This is a genomic window from Afipia sp. 1NLS2 (assembly GCF_000178995.1).
Taxonomy (GTDB): Bacteria; Pseudomonadota; Alphaproteobacteria; order Rhizobiales; family Xanthobacteraceae; genus Afipia.
The window spans coordinates 72618-93351 of sequence record NZ_ADVZ01000005.1; the positions used below are offsets into that span (position 1 = coordinate 72618).

Below are 20734 nucleotides of genomic sequence, written 5' to 3' on the forward strand. Positions count from 1 at the left end.
TCAGGACTCCAGCCCGACGACGAAGATGCCGGCATTGTCCGCCGCCTCAACCATCGCTTGCGGTTCAGCGACAACCGAGTGCCCTGCCATCACAGCAATCCCGGCAAGGCCGGCTTCTGCTACCCCCCGGATCGTCTGCGGTCCGAGCGCGGGAAGATCGAGGCGCAGATCCTGCCCCTGCTTCGGCGCCTTGACGAGAACGCCCCGCCCGGGCTTCGCGCGCAACCGCCCGCTCTCTCGGAGCTCCTTGATCCGTACGAGCAGAGCATCGGTCCCCGCAATGTCCTCGATGCTCACCACATGGCCATCGATGACAACGACCGCCTGTCCGACATCGAACGGACTGATCGCTCGCAGCACCTCCCGCCCCTTCGCCGCATCATTCAGACTCGCTGCATCGGGTTGCGCATGCGTGAGGCAGCCGGATGGCATCAGGAGATCAGGCGCGAGGTCGCGCACGCCGAGCACGCGAAAGCCGCCGTCCTCGAACACCCGCGCCGTGGCTGACAAGATATGGTCGTCGCCGCCACGCAGGCCCTTCAAAATCCGGGGAATAAGCCGCATCGCCAGCCAGTCGAACCGCAGATCTTTGAACGCAGGCCGGACCAGATTGCCGATGAAGGTGATGTCGGAGCACCCTTCCTCGCGTAGCGCCTTCATGATCGAACCAAACTGGCCGACTGAAAACCAGTGATGGCGATAATTCACGATGCGCTGTGGATCGCAGAATCCCTTCAGGCCGATAAAGACCGGGGTGCGCCCCTGCGCGAGCAGGCTGTCGGCCAGCGCAAATGGAAGCACGCCACCTCCAGCAATCAATCCGACCGGATGTTGATGATCGGTCCGATTGTCCATCGTCATCCCGTTCAGGAGTGATCGGAATGAAACGAGGGAAGGCATAACGGCCGATTCCGATCGGCCGTTATAAAATCGAGAATGTCCAGAATCGCTGGATCGGAATCATGATCCTTTTGCAGCGCCGGCAGCCGTTCTGCGAAAACGCCGGGCCCAAAAAACAACTTATCGTAAAACGACCGCACGACCCTGAGGCGTGGCGGGGTAAACCCGCGCCGCTTCATGCCAACAATGTTCAGCCCCTCCAGACGAGCCCGCTGACCATTAGCCATGACATACGGGATGATGTCGTGAGTAACGCCAGACATGCCGCCGATTATCGCCTGTGAGCCGATCCGCGTAAACTGATGGACCGCCGACAGACCGCCCATGAAGACGAAATCGCCAACCTCACAGTGACCGCCAAGCGTCGCCGATGTTGCGAAGATCACGTCATTGCCAACGCGGCTGTCGTGACCGACATGTGCATTGTTCATAAAATATCCGCGATCTCCGACGGTCGTGACACCGCCACCCGAGACGGTGCCCGCATTCATCGTCACGCCCTCGCGGATGGTGCAACTGTTTCCGATGACGAGCTTGGTCAGCTCGCCGCGATACCCGGTCGACTGCGGCGCCGTGCCGAGCGATGCGAATGGGTAGATCGTGCAGCTCTCGCCGATCGTCGTCGCGCCGGCGATATTGACGTGAGAAATGAGTGTCGTCCCTGCGCCGATCACGGCATGCGGGCCGACCACGCAAAAGGGTCCGACAGTAACATCGGCGCCGAGAACGGCACCGGATTCAACACGCGCGGAAGGATCAATCTTGGCCATGAACTCAATCCGCCAGCATCGCGCCGACATCGGCCTCGGCGACCGTGACACCATTCACCTTGGCATCACCGTGAAACCACCACATCGCGCGTTTCCGGTTCACGAGCCGCATGTGGTACGAGATCACATCACCCGGCCCCGCCGGCTTGCGGAATTTGCATTTATCGATGGTGAGGAAGTAAACCGCCGTCGGCCGCTCGGTCTCGGTCGATAGCATCCCGATCACGCCCGCTGTCTGCGCCATACCCTCGATCATTAACACGCCCGGATAAATCGGCCGGTTCGGAAAATGACCCTGAAAGCACGGCTCGTTCGCCGTGACGTTCTTGATGCCGATGCCGCTAAAATCGTCGCGAATATCCACCACCCGATCAATCAGGAGGAACGGATACCGGTGCGGCAGGGTCTTCATGATGGTGCCGATGTCCACCGACTCCAAGCGTATTGGCGCTTGCGCTTCCATTATTGTTGCCCTTCTTCACTCGCACCCGGCAATTTCTTCGACTTGCCGCCGTTGAGACCTTCGCGGCCGAGCTTCTCGACCTCGAACAGTTCGCGGAAAAATTGCTTGATCGGCTTCGCGGGAGAGCCACCCCATTTCACATTTGCCGGCACCTCGCCGACGACGCTCGAGCGCGCCGCGAGCATCGAGCCCGCGCCGATGGTGGCATGATCGCTGACGCCGACGCGCGCGCCCAGCACGGCGCCATCGCCAAGCGTCGAACTTCCCGCCACACCGCTCTGGCTGACGATAATGCAGCGCCGCCCAATGGTGACGTTATGGCCAATCTGCACCAGATTATCGATCTTGGTGCCCTCGCCGATCACAGTATCGCGCAACGCCCCGCGATCGACCGTGGTGCCTGCGCCGATCTCGACGTCGTTCTGGATCAGAACCCGCCCACGCTGAGGGACCTTCTTGTGCCCCTTCGGTCCGGACACGAAACCATAGCCATCCTGACCGATCCGGCAGCCCGGATGGATGATGACATCGTTGCCGATGAGGCAATGCAGAATCGTCACGCCCGGGCCGATGCTACAGTTGCGACCGATCTTGACGCCCGCACCGATTACCGTGCTGGCCCCAATCACCGTTCCCATGCCGATCTCGACATCGGGGCCGATCACAGCCAGTGGATCGACGATCACACCATCCTCCAGCAGCGCATCGGGATGGACGACGGCAGATTCGGCTATTCCCTCATTGCCGAACGAGGAGGCCGGCCGCAGCGTGTCGGCATAGAGCACGCGGGCAACCTCCACGAAGGCTGTGTACGGGTTGGCGACACGCAGCACAGCGATGTGGTCGGGCACGTCCGCCTGAAGGCTCGCGCTGACGAGGCAGGCTCCCGCATGCGAGCGATGCAGTTCCTCGCCGTATTTGCGCTTGTCGAAGAATGCGAGGTCCCTGGGACCCGCCTGATCAAGCGTGGACGTTCCGCTGACAGTCTGCCCGGCCCGCGACGGGTCGGCCAATTGAGCTCCCGTCAGAGCGGCAATGTCACCCAAGGTCATGGGCTCCGGCTGCTTGAAAAAGCCCGGCTGCGTCATGCCTGCTGCCTCGCAGAATACTGGCCTTGAAAATCCATAATGGAAGCAGTCCGGAACAAATCATCCATAAAATCAAGCGGCCGGAGGTGATCCGGCCGCTTCAATTTCGGTGAAAACGAGCTGTGTCTCAAGCCCGGATCAGAACGAAGTACCGCCGCCGAACCGGAACTCCTGGACGCGGTCGCCGGTAACCTTGTTGATCGGCACGGCATAGTCGAACCGGAGCGGACCGAACGGCGAGGCCCAGATCAGGCCGACACCCACCGACGAGCGAACCTTCATGGTATCCGTGCCGCCGAGATTGACGGACTGCCCCAGATATTGGGTAACACCTTCATAGCCCCACAACGAGCCGGCATCCGCGAACACCGCCCCCTTCAGGCCAGTTTCCTTGGGCAGGAACCAGAACGGCATCTGCAACTCGGCCGAAGCGCCCCAGTACTTGGTGCCACCCAGCGCATCGTTCGTCGTTCCAAATGTCGTGTCGCGCGGACCGATGCCCATCGGGGCGAAACCACGAACGAGGTTTGGACCCATCTGGAAATTGTCCAGCATGCGGACGTTACCGTTTGGATTGCCAACATTCGCGGCACCGCCTCCACCCCAGCCATTGAGGATACCACCCTGCAGATGGATGAAGCCGACGATGTCGGACACGACCGGCGTATAGAACTTCACGTCACCGGTGGACTTCACATAGCGCACGTCGCCGCCGAGGCCAGCGAAATCTTCTGCCCAAGTGGCCAGAATACCGGAGGTCGGGTTCTTGTTGTTGTCGAGGGTGTTGTAGGTCAGCGTGGCGCCTGCTGACGAGGTCAGGACTCTGCCGAAAGCAAGGCCTGCCTTGACAGGAACCGAGGCTTCCCCATCGACGAAACAATCTTGAATGGTATTAGGCGGAGTAATCTGGGGATACGGGATACCGTTATTACAGTTCTGAAACTGCCACGGCAGCTCAATCTTTTGCTGCGAGATTGAATAGCGCACCTGCAATGACAAATCTTCGCGCAACTGGAAGCCAAGACGCGGGCTGAAGCCGAACGTGTCGGAGTTATACGACACGTAGCTGTTGGCCAACTGCTTGCGCTGATAGAGGTCGAGACCCAGCGCGACGCGATAACCGAGCAGATACGGCTCGACGAATGACAGCGTGTAACCACGCGCATACTGGCCGTACTGCACCGACGCCTTCGCGTACAGGCCGCGGCCCAACAGGTTGCGTTCGGAGACGCTGACTTCCGCGAGCGCACCGTCGGCGGTCGAGTAGCCGCCCGACACCGAGAAGTCGCCGGTTGATTTTTCTTCCACGTCGACGTTGACGATGACGCGATCCGGCGAGGAGCCCGGCTCCTGCGTGATCTTCACTTCCTTGAAGTAATCGAGATTCTTCAGGCGACGCTCGGCGCGGTCGATCAGCGCACGATTGTAGGCATCGCCCTCACCGATATCGAATTCACGGCGCAACACGTAATCGCGCGTGCGCGTGTTGCCGCGGATGTTGATGCGCTCGATGTAGACGCGAGGTCCTTCCGTCACGTCGAACACGATCGAAACGGTGTGATTCTCGAAGTTGCGGTCGCCGCGCGGCTTGACCTGCGCGAAGGCATAACCGCGGCGCGAGGTATCGACCGTCATGTCCTCGACCGATTTCTCGACCGCCTCGACGTTGTAGACGGAGCCGACGCTGACGCGCGACAGGGAACGCAGCGTATTCGCATCGAACGAAGGAATCGTGGAATTGAAGCTGATCGAGCCCACGCGGTACTTCTGACCTTCCTCGATCTTGAAGGTCACAATGAAGCCCTTCACCGAGGGATCGTATTCGGTCAGCGCCGCAACAACCTGCACGTCCGCATAACCGTTCTTGAGATAGAAGCGGCGAATCAGGTCGCGGTCGGCTTCCACGCGATCCGGGTCGTAAACGTCGCCGGAGGAGAGGAAGGACAGGAAATTGGATACGCGGGTCTTGATGATGTCGCGCAGGCGGTAGCTCGAGAACGCGTGGTTGCCGATGAAGTTGATCGCCTGCACGCCGGTCTTCTTGCCTTCCTGAATGACGAAGATCAGGTCGACGCGATTGTTCGGCTGCTCGATGTATTCCGGCGTCACCGTGACGTCATAGCGGCCGGCGTGCCGGTAAATCTCGATGATGCGCTGGGTGTCGGACTGCACCATGGCGCGCGACAGCGTGCCGCGCGGCTTGGACTGCACCTCAGCGGTGAGTTGCTCGTCCTTGATCTTCTTGTTGCCCTCGAACACGACGCGACCGAGCACGGCGTTCTCGGACACCACGACCACAAGGCGGCCACCGCGATGTTCGATTCGGACGTCGGAGAACAGACCAGTGTTGATCAGCGCCTTGAGGCCATCGTCGACCGCGGCGTTGTCGAGGCGGCCACTTGGGCCCGGCTTGAAGTAGGAGCGGATCGTATCGGCTTCGATACGGCGATTGCCTTCAACCCCAATGGAAGCAACCGTCTGGGCATAAGCCGCGGTTACGCTAAAACCGACGGCAGCCACTGTCGCAGCAGGCGCAGCAAATAGAACCAGGGCAGCGGCCAGGCCACCCCGTAGACCCCGCAATCCAACCATCATGCGCTAGGCGCCCTTATCATTCCAAAGCCGACCCTCAGAAAGGGCCGGGAGATTCCCCAAAACATTGCCCGCTTGTAGCCAATTTTAACACTCGGGCAAACGTCCTTTCGCATCGAAAACCTAAAATCCCACCAAGACGTTGCCTATCGGCCACGGGTGGTAAAATTGTTACGATCCAGCGAGATGCAGGATGTCGTTGTAGGTGGCGAACACCATCAGCATCAGCACCAGAGCAAGGCCAAACCGGAAACCCATTTCCTGCGACCTTTCGGACAGCGGACGCCCCCGAATTGCCTCCACTGCATAGAACAAAAGGTGACCGCCATCGAGCATTGGAACCGGAAACAGGTTCAAAAGGCCGATCGAGACCGAGAGCACGGCCGTCAGGTGGACCAGGGCGGCAAGGCCGATGGTCGCCACCTGCCCCGAGATCTGGGCGATTCGGATCGGCCCACCGAGCTGATCGGCGCTCGCGCGGCGGGTGAAGATGTCACCGATGTAGAGGATCGTGCTTTTGGCGACGAACCAGGCCTCCTTGACGCCGAGCCAGAGGCCCGTCGCCGGATCGACGCGCTCAACCGCATGCTCTCCCGGCGTTGCGGACCGGCTGATGCCGAGGATGCCGATCTTGTGGACGTTGTTGAAGCTGTCCTTCACCTCGCGCAGTTCAGGCGTGGCGGTGAGATTTTCGACGCGATCGCCACGCTTCACCGTGAAGTGCAGTTGCTCGCCCGCACGTGTGGAGACGATGCGCTGCATGTCCACGAAGGTTTCAATGGTCTGCCCGTCGATCGACGTGACAACGTCGCCCGGCTTGAAACCCGCTGCAGCAGCGGCGCTGTTGGCCTGCACGGTGTCGACCCGCGCACTGGTGTTGGGCTTGCCGTAGAATGTGAACAGGGCACCGAAAATCACGATCGCCAGAATGAAATTCGCGATCGGGCCTGCCGCCACGATGGCGGCGCGGCGCGCAACGCTCTTGTGGTGGAAGCTATCCTGCCGCTCCTTCTCCGACATCGCGGCAAGCATCTGGGGCGCAGGCGTTGAGGCCTCGCTCGCATCGCCGAAGAATTTCACGTAGCCGCCGAGCGGAATGGCGGAGAGCTTCCAGCGGGTGCCGGTGCGGTCATTGAAACCGAACAGTTCGGGGCCAAAGCCGAGGGAGAACGTCAGCACGCGCACACCAGCCCAGCGCGCCACCAGGAAGTGCCCCAGTTCGTGGAAGAAAACGACGACCGTCAGGACAAACAGAAAAGGAATGAGATAGCCGATCAGGCCGTGGCTTAACGTATGGAAAGCATTGAAGAAAAAATCCACGTCCGTTCCTCGCGTGCAAGCCGCACAGGCCTGCTTCCCCAATCGTCTAGGATGCCTTTAAGGCAATTTGAGGCAAGAGACCTGCTGCGGTTTTTCGCGCAGTATGGTCAACAGCCAAAGCCTCGTCCGCACTCTGCGGCGCCTGCGCCGTTCCCTTGGCCACCAGAGCCTCGAGCGTCGCTTCCACGAGCCGCGCGATGCCGCCGAACGGAATCTTGCGATCAAGGAATGAGGCAACCGCAACCTCGTTAGCCGCGTTGAGCACAGTCGGCGCTGCGCCGCCCGCCCGTAGCGCCTCCTGCACCAACCGCAGGGCCGGAAACCGGACCGGATCTGGCGCCTCAAAGGTCAGTTGGCCCAATGTGGCAAGATCGAGACGCTGGGCCGGACCGTCGATCCGGTACGGCCAGCCGAGGCAATGCGCGATCGGCGTGCGCATGTCGGGCGCGCCCATCTGCGCCACCACCGAGCGGTCGGAGAATTCGACCAGGCCATGGATGATCGACTGCGGGTGCACCAGTACGTCGATCTGGTCGGCCTCAAGTTCAAACAGATGAAACGCCTCGATGATCTCCAGCGCCTTGTTGAACATGGTCGCGGAGTCGATGGTGATCTTGCGGCCCATGCTCCAGTTCGGATGCTTGAGCGCCTGCTCCACGGTCGCATTCTCGATCTGCTCGCGCGGCGCCGAACGGAACGGCCCGCCGGATGCCGTCAGAATGATGCGAACGAGATCTTCGCGGCGGCCCGCGCCGAGCGCCTGGAAGATCGCGTTGTGCTCGGAATCGACCGGCAGCACCGTCGCCTTGCTGGCAGCTGCGTGCTTCATGAAGGCTTCGCCCGCGCAGACAAGACATTCCTTGTTCGCCAGCGCGACAATCTCGCCGCGTCCGGCTGCGGCCATTGCGGGCTTGAGGCCCGCGGCACCACTCATCGCCGCCATCACCCAGTTGGCGGGACGAAGTGCCGCCTCGACCAGTGCGCCCTCGCCCGCTCCCGCCTCGATGCTCGAGCCGGCAAGCGCGTCTTTCAGCTCGCCATACCTCGCCTCGTCAGCAATCGCGGCAAAGCGCGCGTTGAGTTCGCGCGCGAGCTTCGCAAGCTCGGCGACATTGCTGTGTGCAGTCAAAGCCTCGACGCGATAGCGATCCGGCGAACGGCGCACCAGATCGACGGTGCTCTGGCCGATCGAGCCGGTGGCGCCAAGAATCGTGACGACACGATCGGCATGCAGCATCGGTTCGCTTTGACGGAGAGGCACAACACTCATCAGATCACCAAATCATGAAACCACGGCCGATGCCATCCGCGCCGGCACGCAAAAACCCAATCAAAGCCACGAAAATAATCGCAGCGACGAACCCATCGAGCCGATCCATCAGGCCACCATGGCCCGGAATGATCTGACTCGAATCCTTGACCCCGAAACGGCGCTTCACTGCCGACTCGAACAGATCGCCGAGTTGCGCCACCACCGACATCGCGAGCGCGAGAATGAGCAGCGGCACAAACCGCCCCCAGCCAAGCCAACTGACGACCAGCGCTACCACGGCGCTCAGAACAAGCGCGCCGATCGAGCCTGCCCATGTCTTGTTCGGGCTGACGCGCTGCCAGAGTTTCGGGCCGCCGATGGCGCGGCCCGCGAAATAGCCGCCGATGTCGCTCGCCCAGACAACGAACAGCGTGAACATCAGCGCGTAAAACCCCATCGCGCCGTCGAGCCGCACCATTGCCGAGGCAATAAGCGCCGCCGCCGCGTAGATGAATCCCGCCGTGGTCCAGCGCCGCTGCTCCGTCGCCAGAAAGACGATCAGCGTGACGCCGAGAATGAACGCGGCCCACGCTACACCGCCCCATCCGAACCAGAGCGCCAGGCCGATCAGTTCGAGAGCGATCACGCCAGCGGCGAAGGTGCGTGGGTTGCGCGCCGGATTGACGATCTCGTGCCATTCGTAAAACAGGCCGACCGCGATCGCGGTGACCAGCAGCACCCAGAGCCAGCCGCCGGCGAATACGAACATCAAGGCCACCGGCGCCAGCAATGCGGCAGCAGCGATCCGCGCAATGAGATTGCGCGATCCCTTCACGGGGAGTATTGGCGCGGAAGAGTCCGGCATCGCGCCGTTCACGATCCTGTCTTTGCGATCAGGCCGCCGAAACGGCGCTCGCGGGTCGCATATTCGGCAATCGCTCCTTCCAGGGCCGCCTTGTCGAAATCCGGCCAATGAATCGGCACGAAAACAAGTTCACTGTAAGCCGCCTGCCACATCAGAAAATTCGACAGCCGCTGCTCGCCGCTGGTGCGGATGATCAGATCGGGATCGGGGATGTCGGGCACATCGAGATAACTGCCGAGCGTTTCGGCCGTGATCGTCGCCGGATCGCGCTTGCCTTCGGCGACCTCGACCGCCAGCCGCTGTGCGGCATGGGCGATTTCATGGCGCGAGCCGTAGTTGAACGCCACCACCAGCGTCAGCCGCGTGTTGTGGCGCGTCAGATCTTCGGCTTCCTTCAGGAGCGCCTTGATGTCCGGCTCCAGTCCCTCGCGCTCGCCGATGATGCGCACGCAGACGCCGTCACTGTGCAGGGAGGCAAGATCGTTACGGATGAAGCGGCGCAAGAGGCCGAACAGATCGCCGATCTCGCTCGCGGGACGCGACCAGTTCTCCGAACTGAAGGAGAAAATCGTCAGATACGAAATGCCGAGTTCATGCGCGGCGCGTAAAACCTTGCGCAGCGCCTCGACGCCGCGGCGATGCCCTTCCGCGCGCGGCAGTCCACGCGCAGCCGCCCAGCGTCCGTTGCCGTCCATGATGATTGCGACATGCCGCGGCGATCCGGTGTTTTCCGGCTCTCCAGTCTGCGGCGTGTCGCCTTTCAACATCGGTTTCTCTCAGACGGTGAGAATTTCTTTTTCCTTGGTGGCGAGCAGCTTGTCGATGTCGGCAATAGCGGCATCGGTCACCTTCTGGATTTCGCCGGACGCCCGCTCCTGATCGTCCTCGGACATCTGGCGATCCTTCTCCAGCTTCTTGACGATGTCGAGGCCGTCGCGGCGAACGTGACGCACCGCGACCTTGGCCGCCTCCGCATATTTATGCGCGACCTTCACGAGTTCCTTGCGGCGCTCCTCGTTCAATTCCGGAATCCGCAGCCGGATCACCTGGCCCTCTGTCGCGGGATTGAGGCCAAGGTTCGAGTTGACGATCGCGGTCTCGACCGCCTTGACCATCGACTTGTCCCAGACCTGCACGGAGAGAAGGCGCGGTTCGGGGACGCTGACGGTTGCGACCTGATTGAGCGGCATGTGGCTGCCATAGGCTTCGACCTGGACCGGCTCGACCATCGAGATCGCTGCGCGCCCGGTGCGCAGGCCGCCGAGTTCGTGCTTCAGCGAATCCTTGGCGCCATCCATGCGGCGCTTCAGATCGTTGATGTCGAAACCGTTCGTCGTCATGAACTTCCGCTCCTTGTCAGCCAGCCACGATCGTGCCGTTGCCGGTGCCGTCCAGAATTGCGCCGATCGACCCGGATTCGGCGATTGAAAACACGATGATAGGCAATGAGTTCTCGCGGGCAAGCGCGAACGCTGTCGCGTCCATCACCTTGTAGCCGCCCTCGATAGCCTGGGAATGCGTCAGCCGTTCGAACCGCTTGGCGGTCTTGTCGACTTTCGGGTCGGCGCTGTAGACGCCGTCCACATTGGTGGCCTTCAGCACCGCCTGCGCGCCGATCTCGCTCGCGCGCAGCACGGCGGTGGTGTCGGTGGTGAAGAACGGATTGCCCGTGCCGCCCGCGAACAGCACGATGCGGCCGTCCGCGAGATAACGCAGCGCCGCCTTGCGGGTGAACAGTTCACAGACCTGCGGCATCGCCAGCGCGCAGAGCGTGCGCGCGGACTGGCCCTTGCGCTCCAGCGCCGATTCCAGCGCGAGGCAGTTCATGACGGTGGCGAGCATGCCCATGGTGTCGCCGGTCGGCCGCGATACGCCGCGCGAGGATACATCCACGCCGCGGAAGATATTGCCGCCGCCCACGACGACGGCGACTTGAATGCCGCGCTCCACCGCCTCGATGAGGTCGCCTGCAACGCGGTCCAGTGTCGGTTGATCGATGCCGAAAGGCTGGTGGCCGGCGAGATACTCGCCGGACAGTTTCACCACGACGCGACGATAGAGCGGCTCACCCATGACGCGTTGTCCCTTCCAGATCGGTTGAGCGGAAGTCTCCGCTCAGCCCTGTCCGGCAGCGGCGGCGACTTCGGCGGCGAAATCGGATTCTTCTTTCTCGATTCCCTCGCCGAGAGCATAGCGCACAAATCCGGCAACCTTGATAGGCGCGCCGACCTTGCCTTCGGCTTCCTTCACGGCCTGGGCGACGCTTTTGCCGCTGTCATGAATGAAGGCCTGCTCCAGCAGGGTGACTTCCTTGTAGTAGGTCTTGAGGCCCGATTCGACGATCTTCTCGATCATCGCAGCCGGCTTGCCCTGCTGGCGGTACTTGTCGGCCAGCACGTCCTTCTCGCGGGCAACCACCTGCGGGTCGAGACCGGCGGCGTCCAGCGCCTGCGGATTGGCGGCAGCGACATGCATCGCGAGCTGGCGGCCGAGGGCTGCCAGTTCGTCGGCCTTACCGGTCGATTCGAGCGCGACGATCACGCCCATCTTGCCGAGGCCGTCAGTGACGGCATTGTGCACGTAGCTGGCGACCACGCCCTTGCCGACCGAGAGCGTAGCGGCACGGCGCAGCGTCATGTTCTCGCCGATGGTGGCGATCGCGTCGTTGATCGCGGCTTCCACCGTGACGGCGCCGACCTTGGCAGCCTTGATCTTCTCGACATCGGCGCCAGCGTCGAGCGCGACCTGGCCGATCATCTTGACGAGGCCCTGGAACTGCTCGTTGCGGGCCACGAAATCGGTTTCCGAGTTCACCTCGACGACAACGCCCTTGTTGCCGGAGACGACCGCGCCGATCAGGCCTTCGGCGGCGACGCGCCCGGCCTTCTTCGCGGCCTTCGACAGGCCCTTCTTGCGCAGCCAGTCCACCGCGGCGTCGATATCGCCGTTGTTTTCATTGAGCGCCTGCTTGCAATCCATCATGCCCGCGCCGGTCTTTTCGCGCAGATCCTTGACCATCGCTGCTGAGATCGTTGCCATCGTCAAATATCCTCTCGCCTGCAGTTCGCGGCTGCGGTGCCGCATGCCATCGTCTTACAGGGCGTTTCTTGCCTGAAAATGATGCGGCCGGCAGAGCCGGCCGCGAAGGTGGTCTTGAATTATTCCGCGTCGGCGGTCAGCGCCTTCGACTGGGTAACCCAGCCATCGGCGCGGGCCGGAAGACCGACTTCTTCGCCGATCTTGTGTGCGGTGTCGTGGTCGAGTTCGGCGATCTGCCAGTAGTGGAAAACGCCGAGATCGTTGAGCTTCTTCTCGATCGCACCGGACACACCCGACAGCTTCTTGAGGTCGTCGGCAACGCCGCGCGGACCGGCGAGGCCCTGGAAGCCGTCGGCCTTCGGAGCCGCTGCCGCGTCTTCCTTCGGCGGGTTGGCCATGGCGCCGATATCGATGCCGGCATCGCCCTGACCGCGGGAAATACCGTCGATGGCCGCACGCGCAATGAGGTCGCAATACAGCGCGATGGCGCGGCCCGCGTCGTCATTACCCGGAACGACGTAGGTGATGCCCTTCGGGTCGCAGTTGGTGTCGACGATCGCCGCGACCGGAATGTTGAGGCGCTGAGCCTCCTGGATCGCGATATCTTCCTTGTTGGTATCGATCACGAAGATCAGGTCGGGCAGACCACCCATGTCCTTGATGCCGCCGAGCGAACGGTCGAGCTTGTCGCGCTCGCGCTGAAGCGTGAGGCGCTCTTTCTTCGTGTACTGGTTGCCTTCGGCGGAGCCCAGCATCTCTTCGAGCTGGCGCAGACGCTTGATCGAGCCCGACACCGTCTTCCAGTTGGTCAGCGTGCCGCCGAGCCAGCGCGAGTTGACGAAATACTGCGCCGAACGCTTCGCGGCTTCCGCCACGCCATCCTGTGCCTGGCGCTTGGTGCCGACGAACAGGATACGGCCGCCCTTGGCGACGGTGTCGCTCACCGCCTGCAGCGCACGATGCAGCAGCGGAACGGTCTGAGCGAGGTCGATGATGTGGATGTTGTTGCGGGCACCGAAGATGTAATCCGCCATTTTCGGATTCCATCGGTGGGACTGGTGACCAAAGTGAACGCCAGCTTCCAAGAGCTGACGCATCGAGAAATCGGGAAGCGCCATTGTGTATTCTCCGGTTGGTTCCTCCGGAAACGTGTGAGCAATGGACCTTACGGATGCGTCCGAAATGGACAGATCGTGCGGTCCGGTTGCCACCGGACGGCCTGTGACAGCCATGTTTCCGTGTGAGATGGCGCGGCTTATACCCACAGAGGGGCCATAACGCAAGGATTTGGGGGCATTATTTGCCCCCCCCCGCCCCCGGGTTCCGGCGTTGAAGAGAAGGCCGGCGGGGATACCCCGCCGGCCTGGCCTTTTTCAGCATTTCGGTACGTTCGGCGGACACCGCTTGGCCGGCGGGGCTGGCCGTGGTGGCGCCGGGCGCGGCGGGGCCGCTCTTGGTGGAGGGGCCGCCCGGGGTGGCGCTGCCCTTGGCGGTGGCGCTGGCCGCGCGGCCGGGGCCGGACGCGGAGGAGCCGCTGGCCGGACCATCGGCGGCGGACGCTGCGGAGCCATCCGGGGTGGCGGCGCCATACGCGGTTGAGGAGCTGCCCGATGTGGTGGAGGCGCCATTCGGGGCTGGGCCTGCGGGCGAACCTGCGGCGCGGGCCGTGAGGGGGCGACAGGCCGCTGGACCTGCGGCACGGGTCGCGTTCCGGTGGGCGGCGGCGACGGCCGGGCCGATGGCGGCCTCATGGCATCCGGTCCGCGACGATCGGGACGCTGTCCCATATGGCCCGGTCCGCCCGCACCTGGACCACCGGCATTCGGAGCGCCCGGACCACCCGGACGTGCCTGCGGCGTTGCCGCGTTCGGCTGCGGTCCCCGTGCGGCGGGAGCATTCGGCACATTGCTGCGACCCGGCACCGGCAACGCATTGCGATTCGGCGTCGTGGCCGGCGTCATGGTCCGCGCACCCGGCGCAGCCGGCGGCGTGTTGGCGGCGGGACCGAACTTGCGCGGCCCCGGCAGTGGCGCGCGGCGGTCGACGTTGCCGACATTGGCGCGCGGATTGATGAACGAACTCGCGGGGCGCCGCGCCTTACCCTCCTGAATGAGAGTAGCGCGCCGCTGCACCGCGCCGGGCAATGCCGTGCCGGCATTGAATTGCGGCGACAGCCGCTGACCCGCGGGGCCGTTCGGTCCCGGCCGGTTGAAGCTGCCCGGTCCACGCCGGTTGATCTGGTTGTCGATCACCGCGCGGTTGTGGATGTTGGCGAAGATGAAGTTGTGCTGCGGCGGTCGCACATAGATCGGCGGACGCACGAAGATCGGGATCGGCACGAAAATCGGCTGCGGCAGGATGAACAGATCATCCGAATAATACGGCGGCGGCAGATCGATGAAATCCTCCGGTGGCGGCGGCAGATAATAAACCGGCGGCGGTGGCGGCGGCGCAAAATCGAAATCCGGATCGGAGAACATCAGCACCGGCCGGTCGACATACACAATTTCATCCGGCGGCGGCGGCGGCACGTCGTAGTCGATCATCGCGAACGACTGCGGCGGCTCCAGCGCAGCAGATAAAATAGAAAGACGGCGGCGCGCATCGGCGGCATGCGGGCCGTGCGGATAGCGACGCAGATAGGACCAGTAGGCATCCGGCGTATCGGTGCGATAAGTCCGCCGCCATGTGATCGCCTCGCGCCGCGCAGCCACGATCACGCGCACGCGCTTGGCCATCGGATCGCCGGCATAGGCATTGAGGAAATCCTCATAGCCCTGCAGCGTGTCGCGCTCGAGTGCTGCGGCATAGGCATCCTGCGCACCCATGTCCTTGATCGGCTTGTTGCGCGCGGCGGCGGCCTGCTCGGGCGTCGCCTGCGGCGGCGCATCCGGCGCGCGGTCGAAGAACACGAATGGCGCGTCCACCTTTTGTGCGTCCCACGGCACCTGCGCGCCCTTGGTGGTTTCGTTGACGCGCAACCGCACGCGATCGAACAGTTCCGGCAACGGCAGACCGCCCGCGCGGATCATCTCGGCGAGCGCCTGCGCGTAGGCGCCATAAGCGCCCTGCTCCTCCGGCGCGACGGTGCCCGGCGCTGCGTTGAACGCGATCAGCATCTTCGGCTCGGGATCGACCAGCGCGAGACCGCTCGCGATCTGCGCATTCCCATCAATGAAGGGCTGCTGGCGCGCGATGTCGAGCACGACGACGCCCGCCTTCAGCGGCAGCGCCGCAAGCTGGCGCATGTAGTCGTTGAGGCGCAGGCCCTCGGTCGGAATGTCGGTGTCGCGCTCGATCTTGGAATCGACAGGGATGAAATAGTTCTCGCCCGCGAGTTGCAGGCCGTAACCCGAGAGATAGACCATTGCCACCGTATCGGGTCCGGAGGCTTCCGCCTTCTGGATGAAATCGCGGAAGCTGCCGCGCAGCGTATCGCCGTCGAGATCGCGCGCGCCGATCACCTCAAATCCCGCAGCCTGCAATGTCTGCGCGACGAGACCTGCGTCATTAGCGGCGGTCGCGAGCGGTGCCTTGGTGTAGGCGCCGTTACCGATCACAAGCGCGATGCGCTTTTCCTGCGGCTGCTGCGATGGCTGTTGAGCCTGACCGGATACCGGCAGCGTTGCCACGGCCAGTAAAGCGACGGCAGCAAACAATCCCACGAGACGAAACGCCATGGCAGCCTCCGATGCGATACTTCGCGATCATGGCATATTCGGCCCGGACGTGTCTGAATATTATTTGAACGGCCTCTAAAGCGTCTGTACATCCACAACGCCGGTGATCGCCTTCAGCGCACCGGCGATCTGCGGCGACACCTTGAAGCGACCTGGCAGTTTCATATCCACCTCGGTCTCGAGATCGAGCATCATCACCACTGTGACCTCGCCCGCGCTGCCCGAGCGCGCGGCTGCCCCCTGCGCATGGTCTTCGAGGCGGCGGCGGATCGATTCGACCGGCTTGCCATCGCGCAGGAATATCTTGAGCGCCATCGGCGTCTTCGCAGCCGCCTGATCGAGCAGTTCGACATTGTTGATCCGCGCGCGCACGTCTTCGCCCTGTAATTCAGCGGCCAGCTGCAGCAACACCACGAGCCCCGGCTCCAGCATGTCGCGGAATTGGCCGAGCGCCTCAGAGAACAGCACCGCCTCGAAATGTCCGGTCGGATCGGACAGGCCGATGATGCCCATCTTGTTACCGGTCTTGGTGCGACGCTCCATGCGCGACACAACCGTGGCGGCAACCTTGCCTGCGGTGCGGCCGTTCTTCACCGCGTTGGAGAATTCCGCCCACGACTGCACGTTGAGCCGCTGAAGCACGACCCTGTAATCGTCAAGCGGATGACCGGAGAGGAAGAAGCCGACCGCGCCGTACTCACGCTGCAATCGCTCCGCCGGAAGCCACGGCTCGACATTCGGCAGGATCAGCGTCGGCGCGCCGCTCTGGCTGCCGAACATGTCACTCTGCCCGAGCGTGACCGCATCATGACTGCGCTGGCAGGCGGCAAGGATCGCGTCAGCGCCTGCGAACACTGCAGCGCGGTTGGGGTTGAATTCGTCGAACGCACCGGCTGCGGCGAGGCTTTCCAGTACGCGCTTGTTGATCGCACGCGGCGGCACGCGCGCGGCGAAATCCGCGAGCGAGGTGAACGGTCCGCCGTTCTTGCGCGCTTCCACGATCATGTCGACCGCGTGTGTGCCCACGCCTTTCAGCGCCGCGAGGGAATAGAAGATCGTATTGCCGCCGACGGTGAAGGTGCCTTCCGAACGATTGATCGACGGCGGCTCGACCTTGATGCCGAGCCGCTGCGCCTCGGCGCGAAATTCGGACAGTTTGTCCGTGTTGCCGGTATCGAGCGTCATCGAGGCGGCGATGAACTCCACCGGGTAATGCGCCTTCATGAACGCGGTCTGGTACGACACCAGCGCGTAGGCGGCGGCATGGCTCTTGTTGAAGCCGTAGTCGGCGAATTTCGCGAGCAACTCGAAAATCTGCTCGGCCTGCCCCTTGGTGATGCTGTGCTCGACCGAGCCGGAGACGAAACGCACGCGCTGCTTTTCCATCTCGGCACGGATCTTCTTGCCCATCGCGCGGCGTAAGAGGTCCGCCTCGCCGAGCGAATAACCCGCCATCACCTGCGCGATCTGCATCACCTGTTCCTGATAGATGATGACGCCGAACGTCTCTTTCAGGATCGGCTCCAGCACCGGATGCAGATATTCCGGCTCTTCGTCGCCATGCTTGCGCGCGCAATAGGTCGGGATGTTCGCCATCGGACCCGGACGATAGAGCGCGACCAGCGCGATGATGTCCTCGAAACGGTCAGGGCGCATGTCGACAAGCGCGCGCCGCATGCCCTGACTTTCAACCTGGAACACGCCGACCACGTCGCCACGCGTCAGCATCTCGTAGGTTTCCTTGTCGTCGAGCGGCAGGTGCGCCAGATCGACATGGACGTTGCGCTGCTTCAGCAGTTTCACCGCGACATCGAGCACCGTCAGCGTCTTGAGGCCGAGGAAGTCGAATTTCACAAGCCCCGCGGGCTCGACCCATTTCATGTTGAACTGGGTCACCGGCATGTCGGATTTCGGATCGCGATACATCGGCACGAGTTCGGACAGCGGGCGGTCGCCGATCACGATGCCCGCCGCGTGGGTCGAGGCGTGCCGCGTCAAACCTTCAAGACGCTGGGCGATGTCGAAGGCACGCGCCACCACTGGGTCCTCATCGCGGAACGCCTGCAATTTCGGCTCGCCCGCGATGGCAGCGGCGAGCGTCACGGGTGCGGCAGGATTCTGCGGCACCAGCTTGGTGAGCTTGTCGACCTGACCATAAGGCATCTGCAACACGCGGCCAACGTCGCGCAGCACGCCGCGCGCCTGCAGGGTGCCGAAGGTGATGATCTGACCGACCTGATCGCGGCCATAGCGCTCCTGCACGTAATGGATCACCTCGCCGCGGCGATCCTGACAGAAGTCGATGTCGAAGTCCGGCATCGACACGCGCTCGGGATTGAGAAAGCGTTCGAACAGCAGGCCGAAGCGCAGCGGATCGAGGTCGGTGATGGTCAGCGCATAGGCCACCAGCGAGCCCGCGCCGGAGCCGCGCCCCGGCCCGACCGGAATGCCCTGCGCCTTCGCCCACTTGATGAAGTCGGACACGATCAGGAAGTAGCCCGGATATTTCATCCGCTTGATGACATCGAGTTCGAAGGCGAGGCGGTTGTAATAGTCCTCTTCGGTCTGCCCTTCCGCGAGCCCGTGCTTCTCGATCCGGTGCGCCAGCCCCTCCTGGGCCTGCCGCTGCAACTCGGCCGCCTCGGCGGCGGACGGGTCCTCGTGATGTCCGCTACCGACGGTAAAGTGCGGCAGGATCGGCTTGCGCGTTTTGGGGCGGAACGAGCAGCGCTGCGCGATCTCAACCGTGGACGCCAGCGCCTCGGGAAGATCGGCGAACAACACGGCCATCTCGGCGCGGGTCTTGAAACGATGGTCCGGCGTCAGGTGCGCGCGCTCCGTCTCCGCGATCAGCCGCCCGCCCGCGATACAAAGAAGCGCATCGTGGGATTCGTAATCATCGGCGGTAGCGAAATACGGCTCGTTGGTCGCGACCAGCGGCAGGCCCTTGCCGTAGGCAATGTCGATCAGCGCGCTCTCAACGCGCCGTTCGCTGTCGAGCCCATGACGTTGCAGTTCGATATAGAGCCGGTCGCCGAACAGGCCTACCAGTTTCTCCACCCGCTGGAGCGCAAGCTCCGGCTGCTCGGCGGTGAGCGCCTGCGACACCGGCCCTTCCGGTCCGCCGGTCAGCGCGATCAGGCCGCTGGTATCATCCTTAAGCCATTCCGCCTTGATGTGGGGAATCTGCTGCCCGGGCATGTCGAGGAAGGCGCGCGAATTCAACCGCATCAGGCTGCGATAACCCTCCTGGCTCGCAGCGAGCATTACGATGCGAGCCGGTCCGAGCGCCTGCGCGTTGCGCGCATTCGGATCGACGTCGCCGAAATCGACTGCGAGCGCACAGCCGATGATCGGCTGAATGCCGACGCCCGCGAGTTTCTCGGAGAACTCCAGCGCGCCGAACATGTTGTCGCGGTCGGTCAGCGCCAGTGCCGGCTGGTGATCGGCCTTCGCAAGCTCGGCGAGCTTGGGAATCTTCATCGCGCCCTGCAGCAGCGAGTAAGCCGAGTGGACGTGAAGATGGATAAATCCGGGAGAAGCCATCCGGGCAGACTTTCGCGCGCTGGGGAATTGAAAAGGGCCGCGGGAGGCGACTCACTGCCTCAACGGTGCCGCCCGCTCCCGTCGCTGTCCATGCGTAACCACATCCTGGCTGGCGCTATCATCCCTTTCCCCAGCTTGCGGCCCGCACCCCGGTTCCCAGATCGTTTTACAGTTGAGGAATAAGGTGCGCCCACACCGCCACGGTTCCCACAAACAGCACCAGCGAGGCCAGTGCGGCGGCTTCCTCGAAGAACATCTTCAACATGATCGGCTCCTTGATCCCCGGAAATGCCCGGAAAGCTTGGTTGGAACATATGGAGAACAATGTTCTATATCTGTTCTTTCGTCAAGACGCACGGAAGCGTGACTGAATAAACAGCCTTAACGAAGGTTTGACGGGACAGACCCAACCCGTCACCGAACCACTGGCGTCGAAGTGTATTGACCATGGAACTGGACACGTTCACGAACGGGTTCAGACGATTCATAAGATACAGAAGATACAGACGCGCAAATTTCAGGAGACACCGATGCGCAAATTGCTTTTCGCGGCCCTCGCGCTCAGCGCGTACGCTAGCCTCGATATCACGCCGGCGGCCGCGCAGGAGTATCCTTACTGCATCCGTGGCCGCGACTATCCGGGTTTTGGCGATTGCAGCTACCCCAGTTACGCGGCTTGCGCGGCCGCAGCATCCGGCCGCTTCGCCTATTGCGAGCGTAATCCATTCATCCAGCGCGTGCCCGACGCGCCGCGTCCGGGCCGCCGCGTTTACCGCGAAACCTACTGAGGCATAAGAGACGCTGGAGGGGCCGTCATGAATGACATGATCGTACGCCGACTATCCTTGGCCTTCTCCGCGCTCGGTCTTGCCCTGTTAATGGGCGCAGCGACCTCTTCGCCTGCGCAGGCGTTGATTGACTACCCTTATTGCATGAAGGTCTATACGCGCGACCAGTACACCGATTGCAGCTATTCGACGCTGGCGCAATGTCAGATGAGCGCATCGGGCCGCTCGGCGATGTGCTACCGCGACCCGTTCTATGACGGGCCGCCCGGCAGCCCTTATGTGATCAAGCAGCCGCGCGTGCCCTATTCGCCGTTCGGCAGCAATATCGATCCTAATTACGATCCCTATCGCGCAGCGCCCGCGCCCGGACCTCATCGACAGGTCCGCCACAAGCGCAAGACGCATCACACGCATTGATGCTGTGAGGCGCA

General features: G+C 62.9%; 17 protein-coding genes. 2 read left to right on the plus strand and 15 right to left on the minus strand.

What is annotated here, in order from left to right:
- The 15 genes from AFIDRAFT_RS16475 to dnaE form a co-directional block, all read right to left on the minus strand.
- Positions 1–855: an LpxI family protein gene (locus AFIDRAFT_RS16475; RefSeq protein ID WP_009340744.1), complete on the minus strand. Its 855-nt coding sequence runs from the start codon at positions 853–855 to the stop codon at positions 1–3.
- Between the two features lie 11 nt (positions 856–866).
- Entirely contained in the window at positions 867–1670 is an 804-nt protein-coding gene (gene lpxA / locus AFIDRAFT_RS16480) for an acyl-ACP--UDP-N-acetylglucosamine O-acyltransferase (protein ID WP_009340745.1), read from the minus strand.
- A gap of 4 nt (positions 1671–1674) precedes the next feature.
- On the minus strand, positions 1675–2133 hold the full coding sequence (gene fabZ / locus AFIDRAFT_RS16485; protein WP_009340746.1) for a 3-hydroxyacyl-ACP dehydratase FabZ: 459 nt from the start codon (positions 2131–2133) through the stop codon (positions 1675–1677).
- The gene (gene lpxD, locus AFIDRAFT_RS16490; RefSeq protein WP_009340747.1) at positions 2133–3221 is read right to left on the minus strand and encodes a UDP-3-O-(3-hydroxymyristoyl)glucosamine N-acyltransferase; all 1089 of its coding nucleotides are present in this window, start codon (positions 3219–3221) and stop codon (positions 2133–2135) included. Before lpxD ends, fabZ begins: the two co-directional genes overlap by 1 nt.
- 138 nt (positions 3222–3359) lie before the next feature.
- On the minus strand, positions 3360–5816 hold the full coding sequence (gene bamA, locus AFIDRAFT_RS16495) for an outer membrane protein assembly factor BamA (protein WP_009340748.1): 2457 nt from the start codon (positions 5814–5816) through the stop codon (positions 3360–3362).
- A gap of 168 nt (positions 5817–5984) precedes the next feature.
- Entirely contained in the window at positions 5985–7133 is a 1149-nt protein-coding gene (rseP, locus tag AFIDRAFT_RS16500; RefSeq protein WP_009340749.1) for an RIP metalloprotease RseP, read from the minus strand.
- Between the two features lie 46 nt (positions 7134–7179).
- The gene (gene dxr, locus AFIDRAFT_RS16505) at positions 7180–8403 is read right to left on the minus strand and encodes a 1-deoxy-D-xylulose-5-phosphate reductoisomerase (RefSeq protein WP_040298601.1); all 1224 of its coding nucleotides are present in this window, start codon (positions 8401–8403) and stop codon (positions 7180–7182) included.
- 4 nt (positions 8404–8407) lie between these two features.
- Positions 8408–9250 carry a phosphatidate cytidylyltransferase gene (locus AFIDRAFT_RS16510; RefSeq protein WP_009340751.1) on the minus strand — a complete coding sequence of 281 codons (843 nt, stop codon included), beginning with the start codon at positions 9248–9250 and terminating at the stop codon, positions 8408–8410.
- Positions 9251–9258: 8 nt separating this feature from the next.
- On the minus strand, positions 9259–10017 hold the full coding sequence (locus AFIDRAFT_RS16515) for an isoprenyl transferase (protein WP_009340752.1): 759 nt from the start codon (positions 10015–10017) through the stop codon (positions 9259–9261).
- A gap of 9 nt (positions 10018–10026) precedes the next feature.
- The gene (gene frr, locus AFIDRAFT_RS16520; protein WP_009340753.1) at positions 10027–10590 is read right to left on the minus strand and encodes a ribosome recycling factor; all 564 of its coding nucleotides are present in this window, start codon (positions 10588–10590) and stop codon (positions 10027–10029) included.
- A 16-nt stretch (positions 10591–10606) separates the two neighbouring features.
- Positions 10607–11323 (minus strand): UMP kinase, encoded by a 717-nt coding sequence (pyrH, locus tag AFIDRAFT_RS16525; RefSeq protein WP_009340754.1) that lies wholly within the window; start codon positions 11321–11323, stop codon positions 10607–10609.
- Positions 11324–11365: 42 nt separating this feature from the next.
- The gene (gene tsf, locus AFIDRAFT_RS16530) at positions 11366–12289 is read right to left on the minus strand and encodes a translation elongation factor Ts (protein ID WP_009340755.1); all 924 of its coding nucleotides are present in this window, start codon (positions 12287–12289) and stop codon (positions 11366–11368) included.
- A gap of 119 nt (positions 12290–12408) precedes the next feature.
- The gene (locus tag AFIDRAFT_RS16535) at positions 12409–13407 is read right to left on the minus strand and encodes a 30S ribosomal protein S2 (protein ID WP_009340756.1); all 999 of its coding nucleotides are present in this window, start codon (positions 13405–13407) and stop codon (positions 12409–12411) included.
- A gap of 255 nt (positions 13408–13662) precedes the next feature.
- Positions 13663–15969, minus strand: coding sequence for a caspase family protein (locus tag AFIDRAFT_RS16540; protein ID WP_009340757.1), 2307 nt, complete (start codon positions 15967–15969; stop codon positions 13663–13665).
- A 75-nt stretch (positions 15970–16044) separates the two neighbouring features.
- Positions 16045–19515 carry a DNA polymerase III subunit alpha gene (gene dnaE / locus AFIDRAFT_RS16545; protein ID WP_040298603.1) on the minus strand — a complete coding sequence of 1157 codons (3471 nt, stop codon included), beginning with the start codon at positions 19513–19515 and terminating at the stop codon, positions 16045–16047.
- A gap of 530 nt (positions 19516–20045) precedes the next feature.
- Here dnaE and AFIDRAFT_RS16550 point away from each other — a divergent pair.
- Positions 20046–20303 carry a DUF3551 domain-containing protein gene (locus tag AFIDRAFT_RS16550; RefSeq protein ID WP_009340759.1) on the plus strand — a complete coding sequence of 86 codons (258 nt, stop codon included), beginning with the start codon at positions 20046–20048 and terminating at the stop codon, positions 20301–20303.
- Positions 20304–20330: 27 nt separating this feature from the next.
- Positions 20331–20720 (plus strand): DUF3551 domain-containing protein, encoded by a 390-nt coding sequence (locus AFIDRAFT_RS16555; RefSeq protein ID WP_009340760.1) that lies wholly within the window; start codon positions 20331–20333, stop codon positions 20718–20720.
- Positions 20721–20734: the final 14 nt, after the last annotated feature.